General features: G+C 64.9%; 14 protein-coding genes and 1 tRNA gene. 10 read left to right on the plus strand and 5 right to left on the minus strand.

Annotated features, from left to right (window positions below; genetic code table 11):
• Positions 1–111: 111 nt before the first annotated feature.
• On the plus strand, positions 112–525 hold the full coding sequence (locus tag E3T24_RS15790) for a GreA/GreB family elongation factor (RefSeq protein WP_134368148.1): 414 nt from the start codon (positions 112–114) through the stop codon (positions 523–525).
• Positions 526–697: 172 nt separating this feature from the next.
• On the opposite strand, the gene E3T24_RS15795 is transcribed toward E3T24_RS15790, so the two are convergent.
• Entirely contained in the window at positions 698–2,716 is a 2,019-nt protein-coding gene (locus E3T24_RS15795; protein WP_198416058.1) for a glucose PTS transporter subunit IIA, read from the minus strand.
• 261 nt (positions 2,717–2,977) lie between these two features.
• Here E3T24_RS15795 and E3T24_RS15800 point away from each other — a divergent pair, with 261 nt between their 5' ends.
• The 3 genes from E3T24_RS15800 to E3T24_RS18130 are packed head-to-tail and all read left to right on the plus strand — an operon-like array spanning position 2,978 to position 6,515.
• The gene (locus tag E3T24_RS15800; RefSeq protein WP_134402608.1) at positions 2,978–3,421 is read left to right on the plus strand and encodes a VOC family protein; all 444 of its coding nucleotides are present in this window, start codon (positions 2,978–2,980) and stop codon (positions 3,419–3,421) included.
• Between the two features lie 45 nt (positions 3,422–3,466).
• A complete protein-coding gene (locus tag E3T24_RS17565; RefSeq protein ID WP_241978719.1) occupies positions 3,467–5,065 on the plus strand; it encodes an FAD-binding oxidoreductase in 1,599 nt (532 codons plus the stop codon).
• Positions 5,046–6,515 (plus strand): class I SAM-dependent methyltransferase, encoded by a 1,470-nt coding sequence (locus E3T24_RS18130; protein ID WP_241978720.1) that lies wholly within the window; start codon positions 5,046–5,048, stop codon positions 6,513–6,515. Before E3T24_RS17565 ends, E3T24_RS18130 begins: the two co-directional genes overlap by 20 nt.
• Before the next feature lie 408 nt (positions 6,516–6,923).
• Here E3T24_RS18130 and E3T24_RS15815 read toward each other — a convergent pair whose 3' ends face one another.
• Positions 6,924–7,118, minus strand: a complete 195-nt coding sequence (locus tag E3T24_RS15815) for a nitroreductase/quinone reductase family protein (RefSeq protein WP_134368187.1) — start codon at positions 7,116–7,118, stop codon at positions 6,924–6,926.
• 180 nt (positions 7,119–7,298) lie between these two features.
• On the opposite strand from E3T24_RS15815, the gene E3T24_RS15820 reads away from it, so the two are divergent.
• Both E3T24_RS15820 and E3T24_RS15825 read left to right on the plus strand, forming a co-directional pair.
• Positions 7,299–7,742, plus strand: a complete 444-nt coding sequence (locus E3T24_RS15820) for a DUF6326 family protein (RefSeq protein ID WP_241975851.1) — start codon at positions 7,299–7,301, stop codon at positions 7,740–7,742.
• A 111-nt stretch (positions 7,743–7,853) separates the two neighbouring features.
• Positions 7,854–8,369 carry a GNAT family N-acetyltransferase gene (locus E3T24_RS15825; RefSeq protein ID WP_134368144.1) on the plus strand — a complete coding sequence of 172 codons (516 nt, stop codon included), beginning with the start codon at positions 7,854–7,856 and terminating at the stop codon, positions 8,367–8,369.
• Between the two features lie 52 nt (positions 8,370–8,421).
• On the opposite strand, the gene E3T24_RS15830 is transcribed toward E3T24_RS15825, so the two are convergent.
• Entirely contained in the window at positions 8,422–8,874 is a 453-nt protein-coding gene (locus tag E3T24_RS15830) for a hypothetical protein (protein ID WP_134402606.1), read from the minus strand.
• A 234-nt stretch (positions 8,875–9,108) separates the two neighbouring features.
• Between E3T24_RS15830 and E3T24_RS15835 the strand changes: the two genes are divergently transcribed.
• The 3 genes from E3T24_RS15835 (at position 9,109) to E3T24_RS15845 (ending at position 12,405) form a co-directional block, all read left to right on the plus strand.
• On the plus strand, positions 9,109–10,962 hold the full coding sequence (locus tag E3T24_RS15835; RefSeq protein WP_134368142.1) for an ABC transporter ATP-binding protein: 1,854 nt from the start codon (positions 9,109–9,111) through the stop codon (positions 10,960–10,962).
• Entirely contained in the window at positions 10,959–11,915 is a 957-nt protein-coding gene (locus E3T24_RS15840; protein ID WP_134368141.1) for an NUDIX domain-containing protein, read from the plus strand. Before E3T24_RS15835 ends, E3T24_RS15840 begins: the two co-directional genes overlap by 4 nt.
• Positions 11,916–11,976: 61 nt before the next feature.
• Entirely contained in the window at positions 11,977–12,405 is a 429-nt protein-coding gene (locus tag E3T24_RS15845) for a GNAT family N-acetyltransferase (RefSeq protein ID WP_134368140.1), read from the plus strand.
• A gap of 859 nt (positions 12,406–13,264) precedes the next feature.
• On the opposite strand, the gene E3T24_RS15850 is transcribed toward E3T24_RS15845, so the two are convergent.
• Together E3T24_RS15850 and E3T24_RS17485 are read right to left on the minus strand one after the other, a co-directional pair.
• Positions 13,265–13,336 (minus strand) — tRNA-Arg (locus E3T24_RS15850).
• Positions 13,337–13,477: 141 nt separating this feature from the next.
• The gene (locus E3T24_RS17485) at positions 13,478–14,116 is read right to left on the minus strand and encodes an iron ABC transporter ATP-binding protein (RefSeq protein ID WP_166787088.1); all 639 of its coding nucleotides are present in this window, start codon (positions 14,114–14,116) and stop codon (positions 13,478–13,480) included.
• Positions 14,117–14,186: 70 nt separating this feature from the next.
• On the opposite strand from E3T24_RS17485, the gene argS reads away from it, so the two are divergent.
• Positions 14,187–15,863, plus strand: a complete 1,677-nt coding sequence (gene argS, locus E3T24_RS15855; RefSeq protein ID WP_134367635.1) for an arginine--tRNA ligase — start codon at positions 14,187–14,189, stop codon at positions 15,861–15,863.

Consider the following 15,863-nt stretch of genomic DNA (forward strand, 5'->3'; position numbering starts at 1 on the left):
CGCCCACTCAGGCCGATTCCGCCTGGATCACGCCTCACGCGAGTAGCCTGTTGCATTCATCATTGCGCGGAGCAATGGCCGTTCGCGAAGTTCGAAGTTACGGAGCAACCCATGACCGCCGAATCAGTCTGGATACCACCCAACGCGCTCGCTCACTTGACGGAGGAACTCGCGCGCCTGGCCACCCACCCCAATCCCGACCGCGCCACCCTCGAGCGGGTGCGCGAACTGCGCAAGACCCTCAGTCAGGCAGAAGCCTCGATCAAACCGGATGACGGCCTGGTGGAACCCGGGATGAGGATCACGGCGATGATCTCCGGGGACACCCGCGCCACGGTCTTTCTTCTCGGCCAACGGGAACTCGTTGCACTCGACCCTAACGTGGGAGTCGATGTCTACTCCCCGTCGTCCCCGGTCGGCCAGGCCATCATCGGAAGCCGGGTCGGCGACATCGTCACCTACGACACCCCGGCCAGAGCCGGCATTCAGATCGAGATTCTGGCGGCCGCTCCCTACAAAGGATAGTCGGAGAGAAAATCCACAGGCGCGGGCGGCCGTTCCTGACCGAGCCGGCCACATTCATCCGTGGGCTTGAGTCTGAAGCGCCTGTCGCGGAACCACCGCCGGTCTAGACAGCAAAAGGTGGGCAGAGAATTCTCTGCCCACCTTTTGACTGGGGGTGTCCTACTGAGTTGTCTTACTTGGCAGCGACCGTGATGAGCGGGGCTCCGGCCGTCACCTGACCAGAGGATACCTCGTCGATCGAGCCGAACTTGCGGGGGTTCGTCACCAGGACCGGGGTCACCAGCGAGTAGCCGGCATCCTCGATCACCTTGCGGTCGAAGGTCACCAGCGGAGTGCCCGCCTCAACCCGGTCCCCCGCGGCTACCTTCACGTCGAATCCCTTGCCGGCCAAGTTCACGGTGTCGATGCCCACGTGAATGAGCAGTTCCACACCGCTGTCGAGCAGCAGGCCGAAAGCGTGACCGGTCGGCTGAGCGACGACGACCTTGCCCGCAGCGGGTGCATAGACGGTGTCCTCGGTCGGATCCACTCCGACTCCGATTCCGACGATGCCCTTGCTGAACACGGGGTCGGGAACGTCGGCGAGCGGAACCACGATACCGGCGACCGGTGAACCGATCGTTGCCAGCAGGGTGGCGACTGCGGTCGCCGTGCCGGTGCCACCGGCAACAACCGGTGCTGCAGCGTTCGAGGCAAATGCCGCGTCTTCATTCGACTCAGCGGCCAGGGCGATCGCAGCGGAAGCTTCCGCCTTCTGCTCGGGAGTCTTGTAGCCGGAGATGATCACGAGGACCATCGCGGTGATGAAGGATGCAGCGACGGCACCCGCATAGAGCGGGATGTTGTCGAACGCGGGGATGGTCAACAGCGAGGTGAAGACGAATGCGCTTGTCTTCACGCCACCGCCGAGGCCGATGATGACGCCACCGACGAGGCAACCGACGAGCATGCGCGGGTAGATGCGCTTGAACCGCAGGTGGATTCCGTAGAGCGACGGTTCAGAGATGCCACCGAGGAGGCCGGCCGCGAGCGCGCCCGTTGCCGTCTGCTTCATCAGGCGGTCCTTTTCACGGATGGCGAGGAACAGCACGCCGGCAGTTGCGCCGAAGCACGCGAAGTTCCATGCACCCATGGGGCCCTGGATGAAGTCATAGCCGAGGGACTGGATGTTGAGAAGCATGATCGCGTTCAGGGGCCAGTGCAGGCCGAGCGGAACCATGAACGGGTAGGCCAGCGGAATGACAACCGCGAAGATGAACGGCGAGAAATCGTTGATCGACTTGAGGAAGTTACCGAGACCGGCACCGCCGTAGACGCCCATCGGGCCGATCAGGAAGGCGGTCAGCGGGATCATGATCAGCATGCTGAGGAACGGCACGAAGATCAGCTGCACGCTGGACGGAATGATCTTCTTGAGACCCTTCGTCAGTAGACCGAGCACAGCGGCCATCATCAGCGGCGGGAAAACCTGCGAGCTGTAGTCTGTGACGGTCAGCGGCAGTCCGAAGATCTGAACGACGGATGCGTGGCCGCCGAAGACGGATTCTGCACCTGCCGTCTGTCCCAGAGCGGCGAAGCCCGGCAACATGACGACGGCCATGATTCCGAATCCGACCCAGGGGTCGGCGCCGAGCCGCTTGGAAGCGTTGTAGGCAACCATGAGCGGCAGGAAGACGAAAACGCCCTGCCACATCAGGTTGATGAACTGCCAGGACGGGTCGAGGGTCACGCCCGGGGCGTTCCAGGCCGGAATGACGCCGAGGGTTGCCATCAAGGCCATGAACGTGATGAACAGGGATGCGCCCAGCAGCGCGCCCAGGATCGGGCGGAAGGAGTCGGACAGGATCTCGAAGAAGGTGTCGAGCGCGGCGAATTTTCCGCGGGGGCCCTTCGCGCGCTCCGCGGCCTTCACATCGGCAATGCTGTCGCCCGTGCCGTGATTCTTCATCTCGGGAAGCGCCATAATGTCGTTGTAAACGGTCTCGACTGCTCCGCCGATGACAACCTGGTAGCGGTTGCCCGTCTGCGGAACCGCACCCAAGACCAGGGGTATCGCCTCAACGGCCGCTTGATCGATCCCCGATGCGTCCTTCAGCGTGAAACGCAGTCGGGTGGCACAGTGGGTGAAGCCGACGATGTTGTCGGCCCCTCCAATACTATTAATTATGTCTGCAGCGGGTTTCGATGCCACCTGGGGCTCCTTAGGGTGTTGACGCGAGAGATGTGATTCCCGCATGGTGCAGCTCTGCACGACGGTTCTGGCGAGCAGAGCAGATCGTGTCGAGTAACACGTATCATTAGCAATGATAACGGTTTTTTCGCCTACCTGAGAATTTCCCTTGTCAAGGCCTTGTCGATTGGAAGTCGTGGGCGCGGGTCTCGGCCAGAGACACGGACGAGCTCCGGGTCGCAGAAAACGCGTGCGATCAGGACGGCATGACACCATAACTGGATGACTACCGGGATAGACCCAGGGCTGGTGCCGGAACTTTTTGTGCGGAACATTAAAGCCAGCATCGGATTCTGGTGTGCGCTCTGTGGCTTCGAGATTAGGTACGACCGCCCGGACGAAAGCTTCGCGTACATCACCCTGGGAATGGCCCACCTGATGCTCGAACAGGCCGACGTCGGGAGAAGCTGGATCACGGGGCCGCTCCAGGTCCCTTACGGACGGGGCGTCAACTTTCAGGTGGCCGTGCCCGACGTCGAGCCGATCCTGGCGGCATTGCGCGAAGCCGACGTCTCGCTGTTCATGCAGCCCGAGACCAAGTGGTACCGCATGGCCGACCAGGAAGCCGGTGTGCGTCAGTTCCTCGTCACCGATCCCGACGGATACCTGATTCGGTTCCAAAGTTCAATCGGCCGGCGCGGCCGCACTGACGGAGGACTAGCTTGAACGCGTGTCCCCTTCCGCGATCGACGCACCGCTCACGCTGCCGGCGTGGAGCGCCTTCTGGAGAGCTATCGAGCGGTGCCGCCGACGGCGTCCGTTCGACTCGCCAAGCCCACCTCGAACCTGTTCCGGTCACGCACGAAGCCGAACGCCAGGGGCCTCGATACCTCGGGTTTGACGGAAGTGATCGCGGTGGACCCGGATGCGCGCACGGCCGACGTGAGCGGCATGTGCACCTACGAGAGTCTCGTCACTGCGACTCTGATTCACGGGCTGGCGCCGCTGGTCGTGCCGCAGCTGAAGACGATCACCCTCGGCGGCGCGGTCACCGGCCTCGGTATCGAGTCGACCTCGTTCCGCAACGGCTTGCCGCACGAGTCCGTGCTGGAAATGGACATCCTCACCGGTGCGGGTGAAGAGGTCACCGCCTCGCCCGACGAGCACGCAGACCTTTTCCGCGCCTTCCCGAACTCTTATGGCACCCTCGGCTACGCGGTGCGCTTTCGAATCGAGCTGGAGCCGGTGGCGCCGTTCGTCGAGCTCCGGCATCTGCGGTTCCACGCGCTCGCTGACCTGGTCGCGGCGACGGATGCCATCATCGCAACCGGTGTGCTGGACGGAGCTCGCGTGGACTACCTCGACGGAGTGGTGTTCAGCGCCGAAGAGAGCTGCCTCTGTGTGGGCACGCAGACCGCGGCGCCCGGGCCGGTGAGCGACTACACCGGCCAACAGATCTACTACCTCTCCATCCAACACGATTTCGGCATCAGGCACGACCGGCTCACGATCCACGACTATCTGTGGCGGTGGGACACGGACTGGTTCTGGTGTTCGGAGGCGTTCGGCGCCCAGCGGCCACGCATCCGAGCGCTCTGGCCGCGCACGCTTCGGAGCAGCGGTTTCTACTCGAAACTGATGCGCTACGAACAACGATTCCACATCGGTGATCGCATCGAGCGCCTCCACGACCGCCCGCCCCGTGAACGCGTCGTGCAGGACGTCGAGGTGCCGATCGAGCGATGTGCAGACTTCCTCGGCTGGTTTCTCGACACCGTGCCGATCCAGCCGATCTGGTTGTGCCCTCTGCGGTTACGCGGCCACAGCGGCTGGCCGCTCTACCCGATCCGGCCACAGGAGACCTACGTCAACGTCGGCTTCTGGTCCACGGTGCCGAGAAACCAGACGAGGAAACTCACCCTCTCCGAGATCCTGGAGATCCTCACCGGCGGGCAGCTTCCACTCCGATTCACCGCCTACGACGGGAGTTCGGCGGGCCCGCCCGACGCCCCGCTCGGACTGGAGCTGAGAACGCCGCGGGGTACTTACTATCTGGCAACCGGCCGTGGAGACCTGGGCCTGGCCCGCGCGTACATCGCCGGGGACCTCGAGGTCCACGGGGTGCACCCCGGCGACCCCTACGAACTCCTCAGGGCCCTCGCCGGCGACCTCGTCTTCAAGCTGCCGCCGCCGCGAGTGATGGCCACCATCATCCGTTCCATCGGTCTGGAGAACCTGCGCCCGATCGCGCCGCCCGCCCAGGAAGGGCCGCCGCGCTGGCGCCGCGTCGCCGGGGGGACTGCGGCACAGCAAGACCCGGGATGCCGAGGCCATCCACCACCATTACGACGTGTCGAATACCTTCTATGAGTGGGTGCTCGGGCCGTCGATGACCTACACCTGCGCGTGCTACCCGCGCCCGGACGCATCGCTGGAGGAGGCGCAGGAGAACAAGTGCCGGCTGGTTGTCGAGAAGCTGCGGCTGACGCCCGGTGATCGGCTGCTCGACGTCGGGTGCGGCTGGGGCGGCATGGTGCGCTATGCCGCTCGCCGAGGCGTCGAGGCCACCGGCGTGACGCTGTCGGAACAGCAGACCGCCTGGGTGCAGCGGGCCATCGCCGCAGAGGGCCTGACAGGTCTGGCCGAGGTCCGGTTCGGCGACTACCGAGACATTCAAGAGACCGGTTTCGACGCCGTGTCGTCGATCGGGCTGCTCGAGCACATCGGTGTGCGCAACTATCCGTCGTACTTCGATTTTTTGCAGTCACGGATGCGTCCCGGCGGCCTGTTGCTCAACCACTGCATCACCCGGCCGGACAACCGATCCGAAGCGTCCCCTCGCGGGTTCATCGACCGCTACGTGTTCCCGGATGGCGAGCTCACCGGCTCGGGCCAGATCATCAGCGCCGCGCAGGATGTCGGGCTGGAGGTGATGCACGAGGAGAACCTGCGCACCCATTACGCGATGACACTACGCGACTGGTGCACCAATCTGGTCGAGCACTGGGATGAGGCGGTCGCCGAGGTGGGGCTGCACACGGCGAAGGTGTGGGGCCTGTACATGGCTGGGTCGAGGCTCGCCTTCGAGACCGGTGGGATCCAGCTTCACCAGGTGCTGGCGGTCAAGCCGGATGCCGGTGGCGGCGTCGACCTGTTGTCCGTCACGTTGAATGACGATGAGGCTTCATCCAGTTTGACGATGAGTTTTGGGGGTGTGGTCGGCACGGTGACGTGGTGGTCGTCAGCGGTGACGGCGGGGATCGTCGTGGTCGTCACGATGACGGCGGTGTTCGGGCACGCGAGAGCGCCCCAGCGCTGGATCTCAGGTGCGCAAGGGTGGGGGCAGGAGCCGGCCTCGGGTGAACATGCCGATCAGCGTCCACACTGGCAGCGGGGAATCCCAACGCTGCTGGCAGGCCAGCGCCGCGCCGGCGAGGAGATTCAGTGCGTCCCCGAGCGGAGTCGGCCAGACCAGGTCGCGGTTCAGGATGTCAGGATCGGCACGGTACGCGTGCTGCACGCCCTGTTCCTGCAACCAGTCGGCGTGTGGTTCCCGCGCCCGCCGCAGCCAGCGGCGCACCGTGGAGACCGGGCGGCCCAGCTGGGCCGCGATCGTGCGGTGCCCGTCGCCGCGGGCCTTCGCAGCCAGGGCCGTGCCGATCACCTGGGCCGTGTCTGCCCGGCGCAGAACCAGTCCGGCGGGCAGCAGCACGTGCGTGGCCGCGCAGGAGAAGCAGCGGGCACGGCGGGGTCGCACCGTGACCGGTGCCTCGCCGAGGCTGCGCACCCTGCGGATGCGGCCATACCCGTGCGGGCGTAACGCCCCGGGACAACCGGGACAGCCCAGCTGCCCCGCGTCGAGCAGGGCCTCGGCCTGCTCCGGCGAGGCGACCACGATCATCGCGTCCGGCTCCATTCTGCTGCCACAAGGTCATGCCAGCAACTCTTGACTACCACACCCGGCCGGGGAAGGGGCCACCTCGTGTTGACGATGTGGCGGCCGCCGTCACCGCGCCGACCAGCCCGGCCAGGCTCAACGCGACGACCCCGGCCCGAGCCTTCCTCCGAGACCATCGCTGCTCGTCACGATGACGCCGCCGACGTCGACAACCCCATCGTCACCCACCGCGACGCACAACCCCGGCCTCATCGTCACCCACGGAGACGTACAACACGTCGACCTGCCGCTGCGGCCGTGGTGGACGCCCTAGTCCGCCAAGGGAGTCGCTCACGTCACCGGTTCGAAGACCTCCACGGCCGTCTCCGTCGGCCTACGACGGGCGTACCCGTCGAGGTCCTTGTCCAGCGACCGCCACCGGGCCCATAGCCGGTCCCGCTCCGCTCCCGTCGCGGCGTGGGCGACGACCTGCCGTTTCCCGTCGGCGAGCTGGACCCGAGCCTTCGGATGCGCCTGGAGGTTCAGCCACCATGCGGGATAAGTGGCTTACGCCCCGGCCGTTTGAAACCTCCACGGCGGGACCCTTGTCCCCTCGCCGAGCACTCGTCCTTGTGAGACCATGCAGATGGCCGCCCTTGAGGCAACCCTCGGGGCGACTCTTCGGGCGTCGCCGCCCGTGGTGCCCAACGAGAGGATCAGATCCCCGTGACCACGACATCAACCAGGCAGTACCGAGATACCAAAGTCGATGTGAAACTCGTGCTCTGCGCTCTGTGGATCGCGATACTGTTCGTGTTCGCCTACGTGGATATCTTCGGGTTTCTCCGCGCTGATGTTCTCAACGCTGCGCTGGATGGCAAGGTGGCGACCACGGGATTCGCGATCAACCAGGTATTCCTCATCTTCACCCTGATCTACATCCTGCTTCCGGCCCTGATGGTGGTCCTGTCACTCGTGCTCAAACCACGAGTCAACCGGACCGTCAACATCGTCGTTAGCGTCCTCTACATAATCACCATCATCGGTTCGACCATCGGCGAAACGTGGTTTTACTACTTCCTCGGTAGCTTCATCGAAGTGATACTCCTCGTCGCCATTGCCCTGACCGCCTGGAAGTGGCCGCCACCTGAGATCGCACCCCGACGCTAAGCCGCTCGACGCGGACTCTGGCACGCCCCAGATCGAGCCGGCCCCACTCGCGAAGCGCCTCATCGTGATTGTCGTTCCTCACGCCGTCGCACCAGTCGGTATGGTCGGGGCATGACTATCGAGCTGCTCGCCGTATCCGCCGACGACTGGCGGGCCTGGCGGTCGGTGCGGATCGCGGCGCTGACCGACGCGCCCGGCGCCTTTGGCTCACGCCTGCAAGACTGGGCAGACGCGCCGGATGGCCGCTGGCGTGAACGCCTGTCGATCCCGGGATCGATCAATCTCCTGGCCGTCGACGTCGACGGGAGCGCTCCTGTCGGCATGGCCACTGGTACCCCGGCCACGGACCGCGGCAGCCGCGCCGAGCTCATCTCAATGTGGGTCGACCCCGCCGTTCGCAGTCGTGGTGTCGCCACTGCGCTCATTACTGCGATCGCACGCTGGGCAGCGAGCACTGGCGCGGCGACGCTGGCCCTGTCCGTGAGGCCGAACAATGTCGAAGCCCGACGAGCCTACGAAAGAAACGGTTTTACCGTCTCCGACGAACTCGGCGATCTGCTCCCGGGTGGCCAGCGGGAGCTCGTCATGCTCCGCGATCTCAGCCCCGAGCGCACCGTGAGCGACTAACGGCAGCTGCCGAACACGATTCGAGGTATCCGGAGACTGGATCTGCACGGGTTCACGAGAGGGTTGCGTTCGATGATCTCGGTTCAGGCGGTAGAGGAGCACGGTGGACGGGCCGTGCGAGGATCAGAACGCTAATGAGGGCAGTAGCGGCAATTGGTACCGCCAGGAAGTAGCTCAGTTGCGGGAAAAGTGTGTTTCCCGCGAAGAAGGTGAGGCCCCCAACCAGAGCCGCCGGGATGGCGACCAGAATGCAGGCCCATAGCGGGACGCGCATCAAGCGCGCCCAGCCCGCACCGACGAATAGGCCGATCGAGCCGCCAAGAATCAGCAGGTTGCCCGTCCGAGCTTCCGCGAGTTCCTCCCCGGTGGGTTCGAAGTGGAGCGTCATGTGTGCACCGCGACCCAACAGCACAGTACAGGAAACGACGAGGGCCGACCACGGAATGAGGATCCCTGCCCAGGCCATGACTGAGCCCGCGTACCAGCGTCTGACCTGGATGTCCATGCGTTCAGGGTATCGACGACAGAGATATCCGTGCGTGTAATTTGGGCCGCATATTTCGAACCTTCAGCGGGGACCCACTGTCGGCGGGGTGCTTGTGGAGCACTCGGGGAATTGCCATTACACGGGCGATGTGGGCCGGGGTTGGACGATCCGGACGATCCGGATAACTTCAGAGCGGAGGAAGTCTCATTTTATTCGTTCTGGGTGGGCAGGTTGCTAAGAAGGAGGCTCCTCGTGTTTATCCCCTTGTGGCGGTTCCGGCATTCCATGGCGCCGAGAGCCTGGGCGTTGACCGGGGGCGTCGGCCTCGTTATTCTGGCTGCGGTCATGCAGGTGGCGTTGCCCTGGCCCTTGAAAGTAGTCGTGGACAACGTCCTCCAATCCTCGGGCAAGCCCCCGGAGAACGCCCTGCTGCGGGTCTTCGGCGCCGAAGGGATGGACCGCCTGCAACTGCTGACCGTCGCACTCGCGGGGCTGCTGGTGTTCACCCTGATCTACGCCGGCGCCAGCTACCTCGGGTCACGGCTGTTGAATGGCGTCGGGGAGAGGATCACGGCCAGCATCCGGGTTGACGTGTTCGCCCACCTTCAGCGATTGTCGCTGTCTTTCCACGACAAACAACGCCTGGGCGACCTGGTCACTCGAACGACGACGGACGTTGACTACCTGCGCACCATGATCATCTCGATGATGGCGGTGCTCGTGCCCAACGTCCTGATTCTGGGTTTCATCGCGACCATCTGTCTGGTCGTGGACCCTGCCTTCGCACTGATTGCGCTTGCCGTCGCGCCACTCCTGTTCGCCACGGTGCTGGTCTATCGGCCGCGAGTGAAGTCAGCCTCACGGGCGGCACGAAGCAAGGACAGCGATATCGCGTCAGCAATGACGGAGACCTTCTCCTCGGTGCGGGCAATGCAGTCATCAACCAGCGAAGGGCGCCATGAGGCCGACTTCCGGGATCGGAATATCGCACGGATGAACGCGGGCCTGCGGCTGGTCAGACTCCAATCGGCGCTCTCACCACTGGTGGATGTCATCGTTGTCCTCGGAACAGTCCTCGTTCTCTGGGTGGGTGTGGGCCGGGTGCTGGACGGCACGATGACGCTGGGTTTGCTGCTGGTCTTCCTCGCCTATTTAAAGGCGCTCTACGATCCGATGAAGGAACTGGCCAAGCTGACCACGGTCATCAGCCGGGGTCAGGTGAGCGCAGAACGGCTGCTCGAGATCCTCAGCACGGCCCCGGCAATTGTGGACCGCCCCGGCGCCAGGCCGGCCCCGCGGCTGAAAGGCGCGGTCGAGCTCAGGGAGGTGAGCTTCGGCTACGCCGGTTCCGAGATTCTGCACGCGATCAACCTTCGGGTTGAGCCCGGCCAGATGGTCGCGATCGCCGGGCCGACCGGCGCGGGAAAGTCAACGGTTGTCAGTCTGATTCCGCGCCTGTACGACGTCACCCACGGGTCCGTTCTGCTGGATGGCATCGACGTCCGGGACCTGCAGCTCGCGACGGTTCGGAAGCAGATCTCCATGGTTCTGCAGGACTCGATCCTGTTTCGAGGCACCATCTACGACAACATCGCCTACGGCGCGGACCACCCCACTCGCGAGCAGGTGCTCGCTGCCGCGGAGGTTGCCAACGTCGACGAATTCGTCCGAACGCTGCCGCTGGGCTACGACACCCCCGTGGCCGAGCGGGGGGTGAGCCTGTCCGGCGGCCAGCGCCAGCGCATCGCGATCGCCCGTGCGCTGGTTCGCGACACACCTATCGTGATCCTTGATGAGCCGACGTCGGGCTTGGACGCGATCTCCGAACAATACGTCATGCGGGGCCTCGACCGGCTGATGATTGGCCGAAGCGTGATTGTGATCGCCCATCGGCTCTCCACTCTCCGTCGCGCGGACGTCATCCACGTTCTTGACCACGGTCGGATCGTCGAAACAGGCAGTCATCGTGAGCTGGTCGCCGCCAACGGCCTCTACAGTCGGCTCGACGGGATTCAGCACGCGCCTGACATCCCTCGGCTGGTGAAGCCGTTGCCGACCGCGGTTGGTATGACACCGTTGTCAACTGAATTTGGAACAGGACCATGAGCGGCTCAGGCACGATGGATCGAACGTGGACGAGGACCTCGGGCGCCCTTCCCTGGCGCATCGGCCCGGACGGCAATCTGGAGGTCCTCCTTGTGCACCGGCGCAGCCGCGACGACTGGTCGATCGCCAAAGGCAAAGCGGAACCCGGCGAGTCCGATCAGGACTGTGCTCTCCGCGAAGTGCGTGAGGAAACCGGATTCGACTGCCGGCCGGGTGCGGAACTGCCCAATATCGTCTACCTTGATCGACGGCGGCGAGTCAAGACTGTCCGTTTCTGGGCCGCCACAGTCCAGGCCGGTGTCTTCACGGTCAACGACGAGGTGGATGCCGCCCGCTGGCTCACCCTGCCGGTGGCCGTGCGCACGCTGACACAGGCGAGGGAACGATCCGTTGCCCTGGCCCTCGGCTTTATGCTGGCCGGGCATCTGGGCATCTCGCCCGTTCCAGCCAAGGAGCGGATGCTGCTGCTTGTGCGGGGTGCCGCGGCGATGCCGCGAGAAACGTGGAGCCTGGCCGAGGAGGACCGGCCCCTCGCGCCGGAGGGCAGGGCCATGGCGCTCTCGCTCCGGGCGCTTAGCGCGTTTTTTGAAATTGACCGGATTCTCTCCGCGCCCGCCGCGCGGTGCATCGAAACGGTTGAACCGCTTGCGCGCAGCGAAATTCTCCGAGTGGACGTCTCTCCCCATCTGTCCGACGGGCCGATCGACAGGGCAATGGAACTCATTGAGGACGCCCGCGGCACCGGCACCGTTCTCTGCACGCATGAGGAGGTCGTTTCGGGGATCCTCACCGAGCTGGCCAGGCAGGACCACACGAGGGTGGAACCGCACCCTGGCCGTCGGCGAGGCTCCGTGTGGGCTCTCATGGGCGACCACGCGCGCTACACGTCCGCGTACTACCTCCCGCTGCCGGAATTGAGCCGCATCGGTGGTGAACTGAAGGTTCTGCGGTGAAACTCGGCACCGCCCGGCGATTGGTCGGGCCCAGTCCGCCTGATACCGATTAGATGGGGGGATGGATTCGAAGTATCGGTTCTCAGCCGACGTTGCAGATATAGACCGTGACCAGGTGCACCGCTGGATCAGCGGCCAGTCTTACTGGGCTCCCGGGAGGTCACGTGCCAGGCAGGATGCAGCCATAGACGGCTCACGAAACTTCGGCGTCTACGACACTGAATCGAAGAGGCAAGTCGCCTACGCCCGGGTCATTACGGATGGAGTGACTTTTGCATGGCTCTGCGATGTGTTCGTCGACCCCGAGGTTCGCGGCCTCGGCATTGCCGGGGTCCTCATCGCGGGAGTCCTGGAAGTGTGCGAGCCGCTCGGTCTGCGGCGCATCGCTCTCTCGACCGATGATGCGCACGGCTTGTATTTCAAGTCCGGGTTCACCGCTTTGGGTATCCCCGAGACGTGGATGGAACGCATCGGCAACTTGAGCGCTTAGTCATCGGCAGACCAGAAACGCCACGGCTTCGGGTTGAGAACTCACCGATGCCGGCCCGCCAGGTTGGGTGTTGCGAGGGAACCAGGAACGCGTCAACTACTTCATAGTCCGACTGTCCTACCCGGCACGCCGCTGGACCCATCTGGTGGGCCAGCGACGCATTCCCCAGATCGTGCAGGATCTTAACTTGCCCGCACGGTTACCTTTCCCGACCAATTGGCGTTGATGGTTACGCTCCCAAGGGTTTCTGTGGAGCCCTCGAAACGGCCATTGTGGCTAGAACCATCAGTCGGTGCGGCCTCGTTTGGACATCAGTAACTCCGCGGCCGGCACGTAGAACAGGACAGGCACCAGCCGGGCGACGCTTGTCAGCCACCCCGTCGGAGAGAGCGGTCCCTCCGCAGGCACTACCGCGAAGCCGCAGAGTAGGGATGTGATCGCACAAAGAACAGCAATCCAGCCTAACCACTCGGGAAAGGCCCGGCGGGTGAGTGGGAGGGCGGCCGATCTCCCCGCAGTGCTCGGTGAGCCAGGGCGGTAGCTGTGCACGAAGCTATGAGACTCAGCGTCCGCGAAGTGATGAGATTTAGTGTCCACGATGTCACGAAATATCACACCAACTCGCCGGACTGCCGCTACCATCAAGCGCTACTCGCCACCTTCGCCATCGGCGCCTCTACTGGATCCCTGCGCGAATCTGACGCACCTAACGATCGAGTGATCGGTTTGGCTTCCAGCGGAAGTCGCGGGCCGATGGCGCGGCTACGCGCGGCCTGCAAAGCCGAAGTTGTTCCGATTTGATCGCGGTTGTCCGAACTAGGTGGCAAAAGTCCGAACTAGCGTGTCACACGACACAATGTGCCCCCAGGCAGATTCGAACTGCCGCCCCTGCCTCCGGAGGGCAGTGCTCTATCCCCTGAGCTATGGGGGCCAGGGAAAACACTAGGTTATCAGCATCTCGGAGCCCGATGTGCCGCATCGAGTTCCACGGATGCGTCCGAGCCCGCCCGGCATGCCGCCCGAACTCGACCGAAAGTGTCGAACTCGGCGGCGGTCGAGCCGGTCAAGCCGGTTACTGCAGGTTGGCCAGTGCCGCGGATACGACCTTCTCGGCGTCACCGGGCTCACCGAATACCGGCGAACTCAAGGTTACCCAGTAGGTCTCTGTGAAGACCTGCACCTCGCCCTTGCCGCCGGAGGTGCCGAAGTAGCCCTCCACGGCGGGCGGGGTGCCGTAGGTCGGCACGATCTGCCCGGCGGAGGCGGCCGTGTTCTTGAGCTGGTTCAGGAGCACGTCGTTCGGCTGAGCCACCGAGATCTCGATCATTTCGCCGCTGGTCTGGTTGAGCAGGCCGCAGGCGAGTCCGTCATACTCGACGGCCTTCTTAGCGAGAGCACCGCCCGGTTTGAAGTCGGGCGCCGTTCCGTAGTTCGGGTTGAACTCATACACATCGTCGAGCGTGAGCACCTGGTCGCAGGCGAGCGTGACCGGGGTGCCAGAGGGGGTCGGCGTCGGCGTCGGGGCAGCCGAAGGAGTCGAGGTCGCCGCCGCGGTCGCCGACGCCGTGGCTGTGGCTCCGGGGGTCTTCGCCGGCGCGGAATCTGAGGAGCAACCGGTCAGCGCCACCAGCGCGACCGTGCCGGCGGCGAGGAGCAGGCCGGCACGCAGGCGCCGCTCCTGACGGAACGTGGGCGCAAGAAAGTCATTCACGGGTTGACTTTACCAAGACGGATGCCCGCAACCCGGCCGGTCAGGACCGCGCCGGGTAAGATCGGTCTTTGTGACTCCCGCTGAGCTTTCCCAATCCCTGTTCGACCTCATCCTCCAGTTGAGCGAGCGTCGACGCGCGGCCGGAACCGAGGTGGCCGACCTCGGCCTGACCGTGGCGGACGTCACCCTGGAACGGCCGAGGAACCGCGACCACGGCGACTGGGCCTCCAGCATCGCGATGAAGATCGCCAAACCCCTCGGCGCCAGCCCGCGTGAAATCGCCGCGGAACTCGCCGCCGGCCTCGAGCAGCTTCCCGACATCGCATCCGTTGACGTGGCCGGACCCGGCTTCATCAACATCCGTCTCGAGGCGGCCGCGGCCGGCGCCTTGGCCAGGACCATCGTCGAGGCCGGCCCCGCCTACGGCACCGGACACCTGTACGACGGCATCAGGATCAACCTCGAATTCGTCTCGGCGAACCCCACCGGCCCCATCCACATGGGCGGCGTGCGCTGGGCGGCCGTGGGCGACAGCCTGGCCCGCGTGCTGCAGGCCGAGGGCGCGGATGTCACGCGCGAGTACTACTTCAACGACCACGGCTCGCAGATCGACCGCTTCGCCCGCAGCGTCCTCGCCGGCTACCACGGCGAGGCCACCCCGGAAGACGGCTACGGCGGAGCGTACATCGGTGACATCGCCGACCAGGTGGTCGCGAAATACGAGGGCGACATCGCAGTGCTGGCCCGCGACGAGCAGCAGGAAGTCTTTCGCAGCGTCGGCGTCGACCTGATGTTCACCGAGATCAAGGAAAAGCTGCACGGCTTCGGCGTCGACTTCGACGTGTACTTCCACGAAGACTCCCTGCACGAGTCCGGCGCGGTCAACCGTGCGATCGAGCGGCTGCGTGAACAGGGCCATATCTTCGAAGAAGACGGGGCCATCTGGCTGCGCACGACCACCTTCGGAGACGACCGCGACCGGGTCATCATCCGTTCGAACGGGGAGCCGGCCTACATCTCCGGTGACCTCGGCTACTACCTCGACAAGCGCGAACGCGGCTTCGACCAAAACCTGATCATGCTCGGCGCCGACCACCACGGTTACGTCGGCCGCATGATGGCGATGGTCGAGGCGTTCGGTGACGTGCCCGGCGTCAACCTGCAGATCATGATCGGCCAGATGGTCAACCTGCTGCGCAACGGCGAACCGGTGCGGATGAGCAAGCGGGCCGGCACCATCGTGACCCTCGACGACCTCGTCGACGCCGTCGGCGTGGACGCCGGGCGTTACTCCCTCGTGCGCTCCAGCAGCGACACCCAGCTCGACATCGACCTCGACCTGCTCGGAAAGCGCACCAACGAGAACCCGGTGTTCTACGTGCAGTACGCCCACGCCCGCACCTGCTCGGTGGCCCGCAACGCGGCCGCCGCCGGTGTGGAACGCACGGCGTTCGCGCCCGAGCTGCTCACCCATGAGAGCGAGTCGGCCCTTCTCGGCGTGCTGCAGGAGTACCCGCGGGTCGTGGCCCAGGCCGCGGAACTGCGGGAACCACACCGCATCGCCCGGTACATCGAAGAGGTCGCCGGCTACTACCACCGCTGGTACGACAACTGCCGGGTCATCCCGCTCGGTGACGAGCCGATCACCGACCTGCACCGCACCCGGCTGTGGCTGAACGACGCCACCGGCCAGGTCATCCGCAACGGCCTCGGCCTCCTCGGCGTCGCCGCCCCGGAGCGCATGTAA

The sequence above is a fragment of the Cryobacterium sp. TmT2-59 genome, from assembly GCF_004403545.1.
Taxonomy (GTDB): Bacteria; Actinomycetota; Actinomycetes; order Actinomycetales; family Microbacteriaceae; genus Cryobacterium; species Cryobacterium shii.